This is a genomic window from Paraburkholderia megapolitana (assembly GCF_007556815.1).
Taxonomy (GTDB): domain Bacteria; phylum Pseudomonadota; class Gammaproteobacteria; order Burkholderiales; family Burkholderiaceae; genus Paraburkholderia; species Paraburkholderia megapolitana.
This window is the reverse complement of record NZ_CP041745.1, coordinates 2,715,010-2,731,054: the sequence shown is the minus strand read 5'-3', so window position 1 is coordinate 2,731,054 and position 16,045 is coordinate 2,715,010. Positions and strand designations below refer to the sequence as shown.

Genomic DNA, 16,045 nt, shown 5'->3' with positions numbered 1-16,045 from the left:
CGCAAAGCTAGCTGCCGCGGGTGAGGCGTGTCCGCGTCGTCTGTCCGAAGAGCATTCCTTTAATTCAGGAGACAAGCATGTCCGCTGTACCCGACGAAGTCATGAAATATGTCGCCGCCGAGAAAGACGACGATCCACAGGAAACCGGCGAATGGCTTGAAGCGCTAAATGGCGTGATTTCCGCGATCGGACCCGACCGCGCGCACTACCTGATCGAAAAACAGATCGAATTCGCCCGTGTACACGGCGAACACCTGCCGTTCTCGGCAAACACCCCCTACATCAATACGATTCCCGTCGCGCGTCAGGCGAACATTCCCGGCGACCAGGACATCGAACACCGCATCCGTTCGTACACGCGCTGGAATGCCATCGCGATGGTGCTGCGGGCGGGCAAGGACACGAACGTCGGCGGCCATATCGCATCGTTCGCATCGGCTGCAACGCTCTATGACGTCGGCTTCAATCACTTCTGGCATGCGCCTTCGCCCGAGCATGGCGGCGACCTCGTGTTCGTGCAGGGCCATTCGTCGCCGGGTGTGTACTCGCGCGCGTTCCTGCTCGGCCGTCTGACAGAGGGCCAGCTCGATAACTTCCGTCAGGAAGTGGGCGGCGAGGGCATCTCGTCGTATCCGCATCCGTGGCTGATGCCGGACTTCTGGCAGTTCCCGACCGTGTCGATGGGCCTCGGCCCGATCATGGCCATCTATCAGGCGCGCTTCATGAAGTACCTGCAGGCGCGCGGCATTGCGAAGACCGAAGGCCGCAAGGTATGGGCGTTCCTTGGCGACGGTGAAACGGATGAGCCGGAATCGCTCGGTGCGATCGGCATGGCCGGCCGCGAGCGGCTCGACAACCTCGTGTTCGTGATCAACTGCAACCTGCAGCGCCTGGATGGTCCGGTGCGCGGCAACGGCAAGATCATCCAGGAACTGGAAAGCGAATTCCGCGGTGCCGGCTGGAACGTGATCAAGGTCGTGTGGGGTAGCCGCTGGGATGCGCTGTTCGTGCGCGATCGTTCGGGTGCGCTGATGCGCCGGATGATGGACGTCGTCGACGGCGAGTATCAGACGTACAAGTCGGAGTCGGGCGCGTTCGTGCGCGAGCATTTCTTCAATACGCCGGAACTGAAGGCGCTGGTCGCCGACTGGTCCGACGACGACATCTGGAATCTGAACCGCGGCGGTCACGACCCGCACAAGATCTACGCGGCGTTCCAGGAAGCGTCGAATTCGCAAGGCCAGCCGACCGTCATTCTCGCGAAGACGATCAAGGGCTACGGCATGGGCGAAGCTGGCCAGGCGATGAACATCACCCACCAGCAGAAGAAGCTGCACGTCGACCAGCTGAAGAAATTCCGCGATCAGTTCCGTCTGCCGATCTCCGACGAAGACCTCGTCAACGTGCCGTATCTCAAGTTCGAAGAAGGCTCGAAGGAACTTGAGTACATGCGCGCGCGGCGCCAGGAACTGGGTGGCTATCTGCCGGCCCGCCGCCAGAAGGCCGAGTCGCTGCCGGTGCCGGCACTCGACGTGTTCGAGCCGCTGCTGAAGGGCACCGGCGAAGGCCGCGAGATCTCGACGACGATGGCGTTCGTGCGGATTCTCAACATCCTGCTGAAGGACAAGGCGCTCGGCAAACGCATCGTGCCGATCGTGCCGGATGAGTCGCGCACGTTCGGGATGGAAGGCCTCTTCCGTCAGATCGGTATCTGGAATCAGGACGGCCAGAAGTACGTGCCGGAAGATTCCGACCAGCTGATGTTCTATCGTGAATCGGAAACCGGCCAGATCCTGCAGGAAGGGATCAACGAAGCCGGCGGTATGTCGGACTGGATCGCGGCCGCGACGTCGTATTCGACGCACGGCGAGATCATGATCCCGTTCTACATCTTCTATTCGATGTTCGGCTTCCAGCGCATCGGCGATCTGGCGTGGGCCGCAGGCGACATGCGTTCGCGCGGCTTCCTGCTGGGTGGTACCGCTGGCCGCACGACGCTGAACGGCGAAGGGCTGCAGCACGAAGACGGCCACTCGCTGTTGTGGGCGGCATCGGTACCGAACTGCATCAGCTACGACCCGACCTTCGGTTTCGAACTCGCGGTGATCATGCAGGACGGTCTGCGCCGGATGGTGCAGGACCAGGAGGACGTGTACTACTACATCACGGTGATGAACGAGAACTACGAGCACCCGGCGATCCCGCAGGGCGAGCACGTGGCCGCGGACATCATCAAGGGTATGTACGCGTTCCGCAAGGCCGATGATTCGAAGGCGCCGCGCGTGCAACTGATGGGCGCGGGCACGATCTTCAACGAAGTCATCGCCGCCGCCGACCTGCTGAAGAACGACTGGGGCGTCGCTGCGGACTTGTGGAGCGTGCCGAGCTTCACGGAACTCGCGCGCGAAGGCCACGAAGTGCAGCGCTGGAACCTGCTGCACCCGAGCGAAGAAAAGAAGGTGTCGCACGTCGAGAAGCTGCTCAAGGGCGCGCAAGGTCCGGTCATCGCATCGACCGACTATGTGCGTGCACTGACCGAGCAGATTCGCGCGTTCGTGCCGCAACGCTTCGTCGTGCTGGGCACCGATGGCTACGGCCGCTCGGACACGCGCGAAAAGCTGCGTCACTTCTTCGAAGTCGATCGTTACTGGGTCACCGTCGCCGCGCTGAACGCGTTGGCCGACGAAGGTACGATTGAGCGCAAGGTCGTTGCCGATGCGCTCAAGAAGTACAACCTTGATCCCGCCAAACCCAACCCGATGACCGTTTAAGGCATCACCCCCCGCGTGCATCGCGCGTGCCTCCCCGCATGGGAGAGGCGCGCGCGGCCCAGGAGACACCCACAATGAGTCAAGCGATCGAAGTGAAGGTGCCGGACATCGGCGATTACAAGGACATTCCTGTGATCGAGGTGCTGGTGAAGGCGGGTGATGCCGTCGAGAAAGAGCAGTCGCTCGTCACGCTGGAATCCGACAAGGCGACGATGGATGTACCGAGCCCGGCGTCGGGTACGGTGAAGGAAGTGAAGGTCAAGCTCGGCGATACCGTGTCGGAAGGCACGTTGATCGTCGTGCTCGATGGGGCGGAAGCTGCAGCCGCGAAGCCTGCGCAGGTGAATGGCGCGGCGGCTGCTCCGGCGCCTGCTGCCGGCGCTGCTGCTCCTGCCGCAGCGCCGGCAGCACCGGCCGCAAGCGGTGGCGGCGTTCAGGAAGTGAAGGTGCCCGATATCGGCGATTACAAGGATGTGCCGGTGATCGAAGTGGCCGTGAAAGTCGGCGATCGCGTCGAGAAGGAACAATCGCTCGTCACACTGGAATCCGACAAGGCGACCATGGACGTGCCGAGTCCGGCCGCTGGCATCGTTAAGGAAATCAAGGTAAAGGTGGGCGACTCGGTGTCGGAAGGCTCCGTGATCGTGTTGCTCGAAGGCGAGGGCGCGGCGGCAGCACCGGCGGCGCCCGCAGCAGCTCCGGCACCTGCAGCCGCGGCACCGGCTGCGGCCGCACCGTCGGCACCGTCGGCGCTCGCTCAGGCACCGTCGATTCCCGCCAGCGAAGGCGGCGCGCGCGCAAGTCACGCATCGCCTTCGGTACGCAAGTTCGCCCGCGAACTCGGCGTCGATGTATCGCGTGTGCAGGGCACGGGCCCGAAAGGCCGCATCACGCAGGACGACATCACCGCCTTCGTGAAGGGCGTGATGACCGGTCAGCGCGCGGCACCGGCTGCGGGCGCACCGGCCGCAGCGGGCGGAGGCGAGTTGAACCTGCTGCCGTGGCCGAAGGTCGACTTCACGAAGTTCGGTCCGATCGATCCGAAGCCGTTGTCGCGTATCAAGAAGATCTCGGGTGCGAACCTGCATCGCAACTGGGTGATGATTCCGCACGTCACGAACAACGACGAAGCGGATATCACCGAGCTCGAAGCGCTGCGCGTGCAACTGAACAAGGAACACGAAAAAGCCGGCGTGAAGTTCACGATGCTGGCGTTCGTGATCAAGGCGTGCGTATCGGCGCTGAAGAAATTCCCGACCTTCAATGCGAGCCTCGACGGCGACAACCTCGTCTTCAAGCAGTACTACAACATCGGTTTTGCCGCCGATACGCCGAACGGCCTGATGGTCCCGGTGATCCGCGATGCGGACAAGAAGGGGCTCGTCGACGTCGCGAAGGAAATGGCCGATCTGTCGAAGGCCGCGCGCGAAGGCAAGTTGAAGCCGGACCAGATGCAAGGCGGCTGCTTCTCGATTTCATCGCTGGGCGGGATCGGCGGGACGACTTTCACGCCGATCATCAACGCGCCTGAAGTCGCGATTCTCGGTCTGTCGCGTGGCGCGATGAAGCCGGTGTGGGACGGCAAGCAGTTCGTGCCGCGCCTCACGCTGCCGTTGTCGCTGTCGTACGATCATCGCGTGATCGACGGTGCGGAAGCTGCGCGGTTCAATGCGTATCTGGCGTCTATTCTTGCCGATTTCCGGCGTGTGATTCTTTGATTGTCGATTGAAGGCCAGTACGACCGGAGCGCCGCTAGCGGTGTGCTCCGGTCGCGCTTCGCGCAGCGTGCGCAGGCGCTAGACCCACCGGCCCGATCGATCGCGATCAACAGGAGAAGGGGACACTATGAGTCTCGTCGAAGTGAAAGTACCGGATATCGGTGACTTCAAGGATGTCGATGTCATCGAGGTCAACGTCAAGCCCGGCGACGTCATCGAGAAAGAGCAGTCGCTGCTGACGCTCGAATCGGACAAGGCGTCGATGGAAGTGCCGAGCGATACCGCTGGCACCGTGAAGGAAGTGCGCATCAAGCCGGGCGACAAGGTGTCGCAAGGTACGGTGATCGCGATGGTGGAAACGTCGGCGGCATCGGCGGCACCAGTTGCAGCGCCGGCGAAGGCGCCGCAAGCGGCCGCGGCGAAGCCGGCTGCGGCGAGCGCAGCACAACCCGCCGCACCGAAAGCAGCCGCGCCCGCACCGCAAGCAGGCAGCTTTTCAGGCACCGCCGACGTCGAATGCGACATGCTCGTACTCGGCGCGGGCCCTGGCGGTTACTCGGCAGCATTCCGCTCGGCCGATCTCGGCATGAAGACCGTACTCGTCGAACGTTATTCGACACTCGGCGGCGTGTGCCTGAACGTGGGCTGTATTCCATCGAAGGCACTGCTGCACACCGCACTCGTCATCGACGAAGCGGCGGCACTCGGCTCGCACGGCATCACGTTCGGCAAGCCGCAGATCGATCTCGACAAGCTGCGCGACTTCAAGTCGGGCGTCGTCAAGAAGCTGACCGGCGGTCTCGCCGGCATGGCGAAAGCGCGCAAGGTCGAAGTGGTGACGGGCGTCGGCACGTTCGTCGATCCGCACCATATCGAAGTCGTCGCCGAAGGCGGCAAGAAGGTCGTCAAGTTCAAGCAGGCGATCATCGCGGCCGGTTCGCAGGCGGTAAAGCTGCCGTTCATTCCGGAAGATCCGCGCGTCGTCGATTCGACCGGCGCACTCGAACTGCGGCAGATTCCGCAGCGCATGCTGGTGATCGGCGGCGGCATCATCGGCCTGGAAATGGCTACGGTGTATGCCACGCTCGGCTCGCAGATCGACGTCGTCGAAATGCTCGACGGTTTGATGGCCGGCGCGGATCGCGATCTCGTGAAGGTCTGGGAAAAGTACAACAGCAAGCGTTTTGCCAACGTGATGCTGAAGACGAAAACCACGGCCGCTGAAGCGAAAGCGGACGGCATCTACGTATCGTTCGAAGGCGAGAAGGCTCCGGCCGAACCGCAGCGCTACGACCTCGTGCTGGTCGCCGTGGGGCGCAGCCCGAACGGCAAGAAGATCGGTGCCGACAAGGCCGGTGTTGCAGTAACCGACCGCGGTTTCATCGACGTCGACAAGCAGATGCGCACGAACGTTCCGCACATCTTTGCGATCGGCGATATCGTCGGACAGCCGATGCTTGCGCACAAGGCAGTGCACGAAGGACACGTCGCGGCCGAAGCGGCGCACGGCGAGAAAGCCTACTTCGACGCACTGCAGATTCCGTCGGTGGCCTACACCGATCCGGAAGTGGCGTGGGCCGGCAAGACCGAAGAGCAGTGCAAGGCCGAAGGAATCAAGTACGGCAAGGCAGTGTTCCCGTGGGCCGCATCGGGTCGCGCAATCGCGAATGGCCGCGATGAAGGTTTCACGAAGCTGATCTTCGATGAAGAGACGCATCGTGTGATCGGCGGTGGCATTGTCGGTTTGAATGCCGGCGACCTGATCAGCGAAGTTTGCCTTGCAGTCGAGATGGGCGCGGATGCCACGGATATCGGCAAGACCATCCACCCGCATCCGACGCTCGGTGAATCGGTTGGCATGGCCGCTGAACTGTATGAAGGTGTCTGTACCGATCTGCCGCCGCAAAAGAAGAAGTAACGCGACGGCGTGCAACGCGTTAGTGCCGTAAGCCCGAACCTCGACAGGTAAGGGCGCTAAAAGCGGCATAAAAAACGACGTAAAAAAACCGGCGCACCCCGCAAAGGGTGCGCCGGTTTTTTACTGCTGCGAGAGGACTTGCACTGCGCGGTTTAACGCGCAGCCATAAAACTTAGGCAGTCTTCTTTGCCGAACGCGAAGCTTGAGCAGCAGCTTGCGAGGTGGCCTTCTGTGCGGCAGCGGCTGCTGCGTTGAAGTTGCTTTCAGCGAGTTCGACGGCTTGCTTCGTTGCCTTGTGAACCGTTTCGTACGTCGTGTTAGCGGCGGTGATAGCTGACTTGATCACGGCGACAGCGGTTTCCGAACCGGCCGGTGCGTTCTTCGCGACGTTGTCGACGAGTGCTTGCACCTTGCGGTTTTGCTCTTCGTATTGCGCTTCAGCAACGCGGGCGAATTCAGCTTGCGTAGCCGATGCGATCTCATACAGATGACGGCCATACGACAGAACCTTCTCAGCGACCGGCTGTGCCAGGCTGGCTTGCAGCGCGAGCAGTTCCTGAGCGTCCTTCACCGACAGCGCGCGCTGCGCGTTTTCCTGGCTTTCTGCCAGCGTCGACTTCACGACTTGCAGGTTCAGTTCGACCAGCTTTTCAACGCCTTCGAATGCTTTCGACGTCAGGCCGAACAGCGCTTCGAGGTTGGCTTTCTGGGCAGCGGCGAATTGCTCGGGGGTCAGCAGACTCATGTTTGATGCTCCTGGATTACGGCCGTCGGGCGCAGACCGTGTGGGGTTTAACGACAAGAACTGGATAATTGCGGCACACATTTGGGTCATGCACCGCCTGGCGCAGGGTTTGTGCATCGCAACAATGGTTCCCATTTTAGGACGGCCGCAATGGAAGTCAAGTACTTTTTGTGCGTCGCACAATATCGAGAATTTGCCGATAAAACAATGCGTTATGCGGCTTGCATTGGAGATTGATGATGCGGCTGGAAGCCGCGTCTGCACTGGGGTAGTGCGAATACTGACAGGTCTTGATGGCTACTTTATGGTGCGTTGCCGGCGAATATTCGACAAACGGCATAAAATCCCCGCTCGACGTAAACCGACGACTGTCATGGAACGTTAACTTGCACGCGTAGTCGAACGCGCGTTGTGCTGTTTTACAGCAGTCATTTAACACGCGATGGCGCTGTGTCAGGCCGCAAAGGCATGCTGGACAAGGGGATTGAGGAACTGATCCGATGCCTGACCGTGTTTCCCCCGATCAAGTGTTTGCCGGAACGGTCGTTAAGCCGGACGCCGGCATCGGTGCCCAGACCGGACCGGTCCGGGCGATCGTTTTTTTCGATTGAACAAGGAACTTGTTTGCTTTTCTCAATCAAACCTTACACCTAGGTTTAACGAGAACGGATAAGTACTTAATATTGCTAATTTTTCGCGGTTTTACTACACTTGCGAAAACTCCTGCCGCTCCATCCAGAACACCAATGAAAACCAACCTGTTTTCGTCGCTCAAAGTGATCCACGGCGCGGCCCTCAGCATGGCGCTGTCGGTGGCTGCCTCGGCGGTCATCGCCGCGGCGTTCGCTGCGCCTGCCGACGCGTTTGCCGCGTCGACCGCGACTCAGGCTACATCTCCCAAAGCATCCAAAACCGCCAAGGCGACCCGCAAGGTGGCGCCCGTTGCCGGCAAGGCTACTAACGGTAAGGTTGCCGCGCGTTCGTCCAAAGCCGCCATGAAGACGGCGGCCGCCAAGGCCGATGACGACGCGCCGCGCGTCGTCGCGAAGAAGCGTCGCGTGTCCTATACGATGAACGGCCGCCACCACGGCGTGGTGCGTCGCGTCGCATTCGAGCCGCGTCCGCCTACCGTCGGCCAGGCATTCGGTCTGCACGACACGCCCGATGCGCTCGCGCTGCGCTCCAGCGTGGCCTACGTCGTGGACCAGAACACTGCTGAGCCGCTGTTCGACAAGAATTCGCACGCCGTTGTGCCGATCGCCTCGATCACCAAGCTGATGACGTCGATGGTCGTGCTCGATTCGAAAGCGTCGATGACCGAGCAGATCGAAGTCACCGACGAAGACCGCGACTACGAGAAGAACACCGGTTCGCGCCTGTCCGTCGGCTCGGTGCTGTCGCGCGAAGATATGCTGCACATCGCACTGATGGCGTCGGAGAATCGCGCGGCAGCGGCGTTGTCGCGTTACTACCCGGGCGGCCGCCCGGGCTTCATCGCCGCGATGAATGCGAAGGCGAAAGCACTCGGTATGACCGACACGCATTTCGAAAACTCGACGGGTCTGACCAGTCAGAACGTATCGAGCGCGCGCGATCTCGTGAAGATGGTCAACGCGGCCTATCAATATCCGATGATCCGCGAGTTCTCCACCGATCGCAGCTACGATGTGTTCACGGGCCGGCGCACGCTTGCGTATCGCAGCACGAACGCGCTGGTGCGTAATCCGACGTGGGATATCGGTCTGCAGAAAACCGGCTTCATCAACGAAGCAGGCGAGTGCCTCGTGATGCAGGCGAACATCCATGGCCGTCCGATGATCATGGTGCTGCTCGATTCGTCGGGCAAGTACTCGCGCTTCGCGGACGCGGTGCGTCTGCGCACGTGGCTCGACAACGGTGGTGAAGCGCGGATTACCAGCGCGGATGCCGGCGGTACGGGTACCTGAAAATCTGCAATCGATACGGCCCGAGCTGGCCGTTAGACCTGCTTCATGCAAAAGAGCCTCGCAATTGCGAGGCTCTTTTTCGTTTCGCCGCTTGCGTTAAACGAATTAGGCGGGATGCTGCGCGTGACCGTGCAGGTTGTGCGTCTTTTGCGCTGCATCGATGTGATAGCCAAGCGATTCCGAAATCACAAACGCCGTCTTGCTGACCTGACCGAGCCACGAATCCTGCAGACGATCCGCAGGGGCCGACAGCGAGAGTCCCGCAACCAGCTTGCCGGTATCGTCGTAGATACCCGCGGCGATGCAGCGCACGCCCAGTTCCAGTTCTTCGTTATCGCGTGCGTACAGATGCTGGCGCACGTGTGTCAGTTCGCGTTCGAGTTTGGTGAGGTCGGTGATGCTGTTCTGCGTGTGGCCCGACAGACCGGTGCGAGTCGCATAGGCGCGTACGCGCGTGGCTTCATCTGCGGCGAGGAACAGCTTGCCAACCGATGTCAGATGCAACGGCGCGCGTCCGCCAATCGCGCGCACCACCTGCATGCCCGAGCGTTCCGAGTAAGCGCGCTCGATATACACGATCTCGTCGCCCTGGCGTACCGACAGGTTGACTGTTTGCCCGGTCAGCCGATGCAGCTCGCGCATCGGCATCAACGCCGCATCGCGCACCGACAAACGCGCCTTCACCAGATTGCCGAGTTCGAGAAGCCGCATGCCCAGCCGATAGGTGCCCGGGTCCGAGCGGTCGACCAGCCGGCACGTGACCATATCGTTGAGGATGCGGTGCGCCGTGGAAGGATGCAGCTCGGTGCGCAGCGCAAGTTCTTTCAGGCTGACCGGGTCGCTGTGCGCCGCGAGGGCATCCAGCAGGCGCATCATGCGCTCGATCACCTGGATCGAAGTCTTGGGATCCGGGTTCGTTTCGCTCATGGGGAATAATCAGTTGACGCGTCAAACAGCGGAAATTGATTGTATCTCGTATGGTGAAAAAAGCGAACGCCATCCGAGGCGGCATTCGAATCTGCGCGGTTCCTCCGGCGCGTATGTCCGCCGTGCGTGTCGCGTATCATCGCGTATCAAACAACGCATAATCGGTAACGTTCCCCCGAAGGAGGCCCCATGCGAGTCGGATTGTTCGTCACTTGCCTGATCGACCTGATGCGCCCGGAAATCGGCTTCTCGACGATCAAGCTGATCGAACGCGCCGGCTTCGAGGTGATCGTGCCACCCGCACAGACCTGCTGCGGGCAACCGGCTTACAACTCCGGCGAGCGCCGCATCGCGCGCGATCTCGCTGAGAAAGCGGTGCGCGAGTTCGAACAGTTCGACTATCTCGTGGTCCCGTCCGGATCGTGCGGCGGCATGATCCGCGCGCATTACGGCGATCTGTTCCGCGACGATCCCGAGTTGATGAACCGCTATAACCGGCTGCGACCGAAGGTGTTCGAGCTGACCGATTTCCTCATCAATGTCGCGAAGATCGAACTGACGGACGTCGGTTTCGAGGGGGCAGTGACGTATCACGACTCGTGTTCGGGCTTGCGCGAACTGGGCGTCAAGACACAGCCGCGCGCATTGCTCGCGCAGGCCGGCGTACCCGTTACGGAGATGAAGGGCTGCGAGCACTGCTGCGGGTTCGGCGGCACGTTTGCGGTGAAGTATGGCGACATCTCCACGGCGATCGTCGACGAGAAATGCGCGAACATCAGCGCGAGCGGTGTGGGGGCGGTGGTGCTGGGCGATCTCGGCTGCATGCTGAATATCGAGGGCCGTCTGCGTCGCACCGGCGACACGACGACGCGCGTGCTGCATATCGCCCAGGTACTCGCTGGCGACACCTGATCGTCGCGCGGCTGCACTCGCATCTTTACGTCTTCCACGATTTCTTCAGGGCCGCCATGCAAGTTCAATCGATGCAGTTCAAGGCGCGCGCAGGCCAGAAGCTCGCCGATCAGCGTCTGCAGCAGAACCTCACGAAGCTGTCGACCAAGTTCGTTTCCGCGCGTGCCGAAGCGATCACCGCGATCGATTTCGCGGCCACCCGCGACGCGCTGAAAGCGCGCCGCGACCGCGCGCTGGAGAACCTCGACGTCTGGCTCGAAACCTTCGAGCGCGAAGCAAGCCGCCGCGGCGTCACGGTGCTGTTCTCGGAAACGACCCAGCAGGCAGCGCAGATCGTCGCCGACATCGCGCGCCGGCATGACGTGAAGAAGGTCATCAAGACGAAGTCGATGGTGTCGGAGGAAATGCGGCTGAATGCGGTGCTCGGTGAAATGGGCGTGCAATCCATCGAGACCGATCTTGGCGAATACATTCTGCAGATCAACGACAACGAGCCGCCGAGCCACATCATTGCGCCGGTCGTGCACAAGGATAAGGACGAGATCGCCGATCTGTTCGCGAAGACGCATCAGCGGCCGCGACTCACGGAAATCCCTGCGATGACGCGCGAAGCACGCGAGGTGCTGCGCCCGCATTTCATGACCGCCGACATGGGTGTGACGGGCGGCAACTTCGTGATCGCGGAGACGGGGTCGGTGGCGATCGTCACCAACGAAGGCAATGAGGGCATGTGCACGGTGATGCCGCGCGTGCACGTCGCGATTACGGGCATCGAGAAGGTCCTGCCGACGCTCGAAGATCTCGCCACGGCCATGCGGCTGCTGCCGCGCTCGGCGACCGGCCAGGCAACGTCGAACTATTTCTCGCTACTCACAGGCCCGCGTGGACCCGACGATCAGGATGGGCCCGAACATATGTATGTCGTGCTTGTCGATGGCGGGCGGACGGGGCTGATCGGCGGCGACTTTCAGGAGATGCTGCGCTGTATTCGCTGCGGCGCGTGCATGAATCACTGCCCGGTGTATCAGAAGGTCGGTGGCCATGCTTACGGATGGGTCTATCCGGGGCCAATGGGGTCGGTGCTGACGCCGAGCTATGTCGGTATCGACAATGCGCTCGACCTGCCGCAGGCCGCGACGCTATGCGGCGAATGCAACAGCGTCTGCCCGGTGGGGATTCCGCTCTCCGATCTGCTGCGCAAGTTGCGCGAGAAACAGGTGGAGCGGCGGTTGCGCCCGTGGCGTGAGCGGGTCGGGCTCGCCGTGTGGGGATATCTCGTGCTACATCCCGATGCATACGCGCTGCTCACGAAACTTGCTGTGCGCGTGCTCGAGAAAATGGGCGGGCAGAAGCGCGCGATCGCCCGGTTGCCACTAGGCGGCGGCTGGACCAATACACGCGATATGCCGGCGCCGGTCGGACGGACGTTCCGCGAGCTATATAAGGCGCAGCGCAGCCATATCGGTTGAGCGCTGCGGGGTGCGATCAGTGCTGCCTGCCCAGCGGCGTCCACTGATTGTTCCCATTGCCTCCATTGCCGCCGCCACAGTTGTTACCGTAATTGCCGCAGGCGCTGCCGCTGTTTCCGCGGCCGCCATTTCCTCTGCCGTTGCCGGCTTGTGGCGGTGGGTTGTTCGGGCGCCCGTTGCCGGGATTGCCGTGCCATCCACCGCCTTGCGGATTGCCTTGCGGCTGCCCGCCGCGTTGTCCGCCTCCGTCGGGTCTGTGCCAGCCGCCGTCGTCGGGACGTCGCCGGTCGTTGCCGTTCCAGTAGGGCCGGTCGCCATAACCGCGCCCACCGTAGTACGACGGTCCTGAATAGCCGCCACCGCCGTAGCCCAGATACACATTCGATTGCACCGGTACGCCGCCGTACGGTGCACCGTCGCCATAACCCGGATTGCCATAGTCGCCATACACGGGTGAGCCGTCCGGGTAGGCGGCGCATCCACCCAGCAGCGCGGCAAGTGCGAGGCCGGCAAGGGGAGCGAGACGTTTCAGGTGAAAGGGCATCGATGCAGTCCGGAAGAGAAGGTCTGTCCTGATTTTCCACTGACAACCTCATTACGTCTGTATGACTTTGTAAGTTTTCTCTCGACCGCGATCCCGCTCCCGCTCCCGATCGCGAAGGGCGTTGCCGCCGGAGCGTCACTGTTCGTGCGGACGCAACACTGTATTCTGGTTACACGGGTTTTTCCGGATTGCCTCTCCGTTTATGATTTAACTGAGGCGCAGTGGGTCACGAACTCCTGGCGTCGACCGAAGAGAAGAGCATCATGAGAAAGACAATATCGATGTACTGGCCACTGGCCATCGTTGTACCGCTCGCCACGGCGGCCGTGCTTCATGTGTGTAGCGAAGTGGGATCGCGCACATCGCAGGCGCCGCTCGCGGCCAATCAACTAACTGCCGAACTGGCACGCACCGTATCGTTCGGGCTCGTCGACGACGATGCAGGCACGCCCCTGAAACCGATGCGCGCAGTGGCAATGCCGCTGCCTGCTTCTTCCTGATAGTACAGACGTGTCCGGTGCGGGCAGCACCGGGCACGTCTGTGTGGACCTTTGTATAATCGCGGCACTTATTTTTAGCTGTATTTCACCTCTGCGGCGTAGCCGCACAAAGACCATCCAATAGCCGCCCGATGAAAACAATCGCCATCTGCTTTGTCTGTCTCGGGAACATCTGCCGTTCCCCGACCGCCGAGGGCGTGATGCGGCATCAACTCATCGAAGCGAAGCTTGGCGAGCGCATCCACGTCGATTCGGCGGGTACGGGCGACTGGCATGTCGACGAAGCCCCGACGAGCGCGCGCAACGTGCGGCCAGCCAGCGCGGCTACGACCTGTCGGTTCTGCGGGGCCGGCAGATCGATGTGGCGGACTTCGAGCGGTTCGATCTGCTGATCGCGATGGACGACGCCAATGTGAGCGCGCTGCGCAAGCTCTGCCCGCCCGCGCAACGCGACAAGATCCGCCTGCTGATGGAGTTCGTGCCGGAAACGGACCGCCGCTGGGCGGGGGCACGTGAGGTCACCGACCCCTATTTCGGCGGCGCGGCCGGTTTCGAGCAGGTGCTCGATCAGTGCGAAGCGGCGTGCCGCGGGCTGGTGGCGGCATTGCGGCCGCAGTTGCTCCGGACATAGTTCAACTGGTTCAAAACGGGTTTTGTTAAGTAATGACCCAATTCGCGATAGGGATACTTGACTAAAACGCTCATGTATTTATACTTGACGAAAATTGTCGAGAATTGCGGACTCCCACACCATTATGAGACTCACCACGAAAGGCCGTTTCGCCGTCACGGCGATGATAGACCTGGCACTGCGCCAGGAGCAGGGCCCGGTGACGCTTGCGGGTATCAGCCAGCGCCAGCACATCTCCCTGTCCTACCTTGAGCAGCTGTTCGGCAAGTTGCGCCGTCATGAGATCGTCGAGTCGGTGCGCGGGCCCGGAGGCGGGTACAATCTCGCCCGCCGCGCGGAGAACGTGACGGTTGCGGACATCATCATTGCCGTCGACGAGCCGCTCGATGCGACCCAATGCGGCGGCAAGGGCACCTGCGAAGGTACGAAGCAGCACGACGGCCACTGCATGACGCATGAGCTGTGGTCGACGCTGAACCAGAAGATGGTCGAGTACCTCGATTCGGTGTCGCTGAAAGATCTGGTCGACCAGCAGCGTTCGCGTGAAAGCGCGCCTGCTGTGCTGCGCGACAGGCGCAGCGAGGCGCCCGCGACCGAAACGGTGCGCGCGGTGCCCAAAGGACCGAATTCTGTTTTCAATATGGCCGGTTCCTGAGGACGCCATAGAGCGAACCCGGAATGCAGAGTCCAGAACAAATATGTCCCCGGAGCAACTGATGAATAACGATATCCCCCATCTGCCCATCTATATGGACTACAGCGCGACGACCCCGGTCGACCCGCGCGTGGTGGACAAGATGATTCCGTATCTGCGCGAGCAGTTCGGCAACCCCGCTTCACGCAGCCATTCGTACGGATGGGATGCGGAGCGTGCCGTCGAGGAAGCGCGCGAAAACGTCGCAGCGCTCGTCAACGCCGATCCGCGCGAGATCATCTGGACCTCGGGCGCGACGGAATCGGACAACCTCGCTATCAAGGGTGCGGCGCACTTCTACAAGAGCAAGGGCAAGCACATCATCACGGTGAAGACCGAGCACAAGGCCGTGCTCGATACCTGCCGCGAACTCGAGCGCGAAGGCTTCGAGGTCACCTATCTCGACGTGAAGGACGACGGTCTGATCGATCTCGACGTGTTCAAGGCCGCGCTGCGCCCGGACACGATCCTGGTGTCGGTGATGTCGGTGAACAACGAGATCGGTGTGATTCAGGATATCGCGTCGATTGGCGAAATCTGCCGCGAAAAAGGCATTATTTTCCACGTCGATGCTGCTCAGGCGACCGGCAAGATCGAGATCGATCTGCAGAAGCTGAAGGTCGACCTGATGTCGTTCTCGGCACACAAGACGTATGGTCCGAAGGGCATCGGTGCGCTGTACGTGCGTCGCAAGCCGCGTGTGCGGATCGAGGCGCAGATGCACGGCGGCGGCCACGAGCGCGGCATGCGCTCCGGTACGCTCGCGACGCATCAGATCGTCGGTATGGGCGAAGCGTTCCGTATTGCGCGTGAAGAGATGGCGACCGAAAACGAACGCATCCGCATGCTGCGCGACCGCTTGCTGCGCGGCCTGTCGGAGATGGAAGAGGTCTACGTGAACGGCGAGATGGACAAGCGCGTTCCGCACAACCTGAATATCAGCTTCAATTTTGTCGAAGGCGAGTCGTTGATCATGGCGGTCAAGGACGTTGCGGTGTCGTCGGGTTCGGCGTGCACGTCTGCTTCGCTGGAGCCGTCGTATGTGTTGCGCGCGCTCGGCCGCAACGACGAGCTGGCGCACAGCTCGATCCGCTTCACAGTGGGCCGCTTTACGACCGAGCAGGACGTCGACTATGTGATCAACCTGCTGAAGTCGAAGATTGCGAAATTGCGCGACCTGTCGCCGCTGTGGGAAATGCACAAGGACGGCATCGATATTTCGACGATCCAGTGGGCCGCGCACTGACGCGCTACGCAGGATCGAATGCAG

12 protein-coding genes and 1 pseudogene are annotated in these 16,045 nt (G+C 61.6%); 10 read left to right on the top strand and 3 right to left on the bottom strand.

Annotated elements, in window-relative coordinates; translation table 11 throughout:
* The first annotated feature begins 77 nt into the window (after positions 1 to 77).
* From aceE to lpdA, 3 genes are all read left to right on the top strand, one after another.
* Positions 78 to 2,771: a pyruvate dehydrogenase (acetyl-transferring), homodimeric type gene (aceE, locus tag FNZ07_RS25435; RefSeq protein WP_091014297.1), complete on the top strand. Its 2,694-nt coding sequence runs from the start codon at positions 78 to 80 to the stop codon at positions 2,769 to 2,771.
* 74 nt (positions 2,772 to 2,845) lie between these two features.
* A complete protein-coding gene (gene aceF, locus FNZ07_RS25430; protein WP_091014293.1) occupies positions 2,846 to 4,489 on the top strand; it encodes a dihydrolipoyllysine-residue acetyltransferase in 1,644 nt (547 codons plus the stop codon).
* A 127-nt stretch (positions 4,490 to 4,616) separates the two neighbouring features.
* Positions 4,617 to 6,407, top strand: coding sequence for a dihydrolipoyl dehydrogenase (gene lpdA / locus FNZ07_RS25425; RefSeq protein ID WP_091014290.1), 1,791 nt, complete (start codon positions 4,617 to 4,619; stop codon positions 6,405 to 6,407).
* 172 nt (positions 6,408 to 6,579) lie between these two features.
* Here lpdA and FNZ07_RS25420 read toward each other — a convergent pair whose 3' ends face one another.
* Positions 6,580 to 7,152 (bottom strand): phasin family protein, encoded by a 573-nt coding sequence (locus FNZ07_RS25420; protein WP_091014287.1) that lies wholly within the window; start codon positions 7,150 to 7,152, stop codon positions 6,580 to 6,582.
* Between the two features lie 746 nt (positions 7,153 to 7,898).
* Here FNZ07_RS25420 and pbpG point away from each other — a divergent pair.
* Entirely contained in the window at positions 7,899 to 9,098 is a 1,200-nt protein-coding gene (pbpG, locus tag FNZ07_RS25415; RefSeq protein WP_143098099.1) for a D-alanyl-D-alanine endopeptidase, read from the top strand.
* 105 nt (positions 9,099 to 9,203) lie between these two features.
* Here the strand turns inward: pbpG and FNZ07_RS25410 are convergent, their stop codons facing one another.
* Positions 9,204 to 10,025 carry an IclR family transcriptional regulator gene (locus tag FNZ07_RS25410; protein ID WP_091014281.1) on the bottom strand — a complete coding sequence of 274 codons (822 nt, stop codon included), beginning with the start codon at positions 10,023 to 10,025 and terminating at the stop codon, positions 9,204 to 9,206.
* A 189-nt stretch (positions 10,026 to 10,214) separates the two neighbouring features.
* Between FNZ07_RS25410 and FNZ07_RS25405 the strand changes: the two genes are divergently transcribed.
* Both FNZ07_RS25405 and FNZ07_RS25400 read left to right on the top strand, forming a co-directional pair.
* Positions 10,215 to 10,937 carry a (Fe-S)-binding protein gene (locus FNZ07_RS25405; RefSeq protein WP_091014276.1) on the top strand — a complete coding sequence of 241 codons (723 nt, stop codon included), beginning with the start codon at positions 10,215 to 10,217 and terminating at the stop codon, positions 10,935 to 10,937.
* A 56-nt stretch (positions 10,938 to 10,993) separates the two neighbouring features.
* Positions 10,994 to 12,406, top strand: coding sequence for a lactate utilization protein B (locus FNZ07_RS25400; RefSeq protein WP_091014270.1), 1,413 nt, complete (start codon positions 10,994 to 10,996; stop codon positions 12,404 to 12,406).
* 16 nt (positions 12,407 to 12,422) lie between these two features.
* On the opposite strand, the gene FNZ07_RS25395 is transcribed toward FNZ07_RS25400, so the two are convergent.
* On the bottom strand, positions 12,423 to 12,950 hold the full coding sequence (locus FNZ07_RS25395) for a hypothetical protein (protein ID WP_091014267.1): 528 nt from the start codon (positions 12,948 to 12,950) through the stop codon (positions 12,423 to 12,425).
* A 263-nt stretch (positions 12,951 to 13,213) separates the two neighbouring features.
* On the opposite strand from FNZ07_RS25395, the gene FNZ07_RS25390 reads away from it, so the two are divergent.
* The 4 genes and pseudogenes from FNZ07_RS25390 to FNZ07_RS25375 all read left to right on the top strand — a co-directional run bounded on the left by FNZ07_RS25390 (position 13,214) and on the right by FNZ07_RS25375 (position 16,021).
* The gene (locus FNZ07_RS25390) at positions 13,214 to 13,450 is read left to right on the top strand and encodes a hypothetical protein (RefSeq protein WP_091014772.1); all 237 of its coding nucleotides are present in this window, start codon (positions 13,214 to 13,216) and stop codon (positions 13,448 to 13,450) included.
* 131 nt (positions 13,451 to 13,581) lie between these two features.
* A pseudogene (locus FNZ07_RS25385) lies at positions 13,582 to 14,081 on the top strand (low molecular weight protein-tyrosine-phosphatase).
* Positions 14,082 to 14,205: 124 nt separating this feature from the next.
* Positions 14,206 to 14,736, top strand: coding sequence for a Fe-S cluster assembly transcriptional regulator IscR (gene iscR / locus FNZ07_RS25380; RefSeq protein ID WP_091014260.1), 531 nt, complete (start codon positions 14,206 to 14,208; stop codon positions 14,734 to 14,736).
* A gap of 61 nt (positions 14,737 to 14,797) precedes the next feature.
* Positions 14,798 to 16,021, top strand: coding sequence for an IscS subfamily cysteine desulfurase (locus FNZ07_RS25375; protein ID WP_091014257.1), 1,224 nt, complete (start codon positions 14,798 to 14,800; stop codon positions 16,019 to 16,021).
* Positions 16,022 to 16,045: the final 24 nt, after the last annotated feature.

Excerpts from the sequence above, each read along its gene's own strand:
- iscR (WP_091014260.1), top strand. The coding sequence starts at position 14,206 with ATGAGACTCACCACGAAAGGCCGTTTCGCCGTCACGGCGATGATAGAC.
- FNZ07_RS25395 (WP_091014267.1), bottom strand. The coding sequence starts at position 12,950 with ATGCCCTTTCACCTGAAACGTCTCGCTCCCCTTGCCGGCCTCGCACTT.
- FNZ07_RS25410 (WP_091014281.1), bottom strand. The coding sequence starts at position 10,025 with ATGAGCGAAACGAACCCGGATCCCAAGACTTCGATCCAGGTGATCGAG.
- FNZ07_RS25375 (WP_091014257.1), top strand. The coding sequence starts at position 14,798 with ATGAATAACGATATCCCCCATCTGCCCATCTATATGGACTACAGCGCG.
- FNZ07_RS25405 (WP_091014276.1), top strand. The coding sequence starts at position 10,215 with ATGCGAGTCGGATTGTTCGTCACTTGCCTGATCGACCTGATGCGCCCG.
- FNZ07_RS25400 (WP_091014270.1), top strand. The coding sequence starts at position 10,994 with ATGCAAGTTCAATCGATGCAGTTCAAGGCGCGCGCAGGCCAGAAGCTC.
- pbpG (WP_143098099.1), top strand. The coding sequence starts at position 7,899 with ATGAAAACCAACCTGTTTTCGTCGCTCAAAGTGATCCACGGCGCGGCC.
- FNZ07_RS25390 (WP_091014772.1), top strand. The coding sequence starts at position 13,214 with ATGAGAAAGACAATATCGATGTACTGGCCACTGGCCATCGTTGTACCG.
- lpdA (WP_091014290.1), top strand. The coding sequence starts at position 4,617 with ATGAGTCTCGTCGAAGTGAAAGTACCGGATATCGGTGACTTCAAGGAT.
- FNZ07_RS25420 (WP_091014287.1), bottom strand. The coding sequence starts at position 7,152 with ATGAGTCTGCTGACCCCCGAGCAATTCGCCGCTGCCCAGAAAGCCAAC.
- aceF (WP_091014293.1), top strand. The coding sequence starts at position 2,846 with ATGAGTCAAGCGATCGAAGTGAAGGTGCCGGACATCGGCGATTACAAG.
- aceE (WP_091014297.1), top strand. The coding sequence starts at position 78 with ATGTCCGCTGTACCCGACGAAGTCATGAAATATGTCGCCGCCGAGAAA.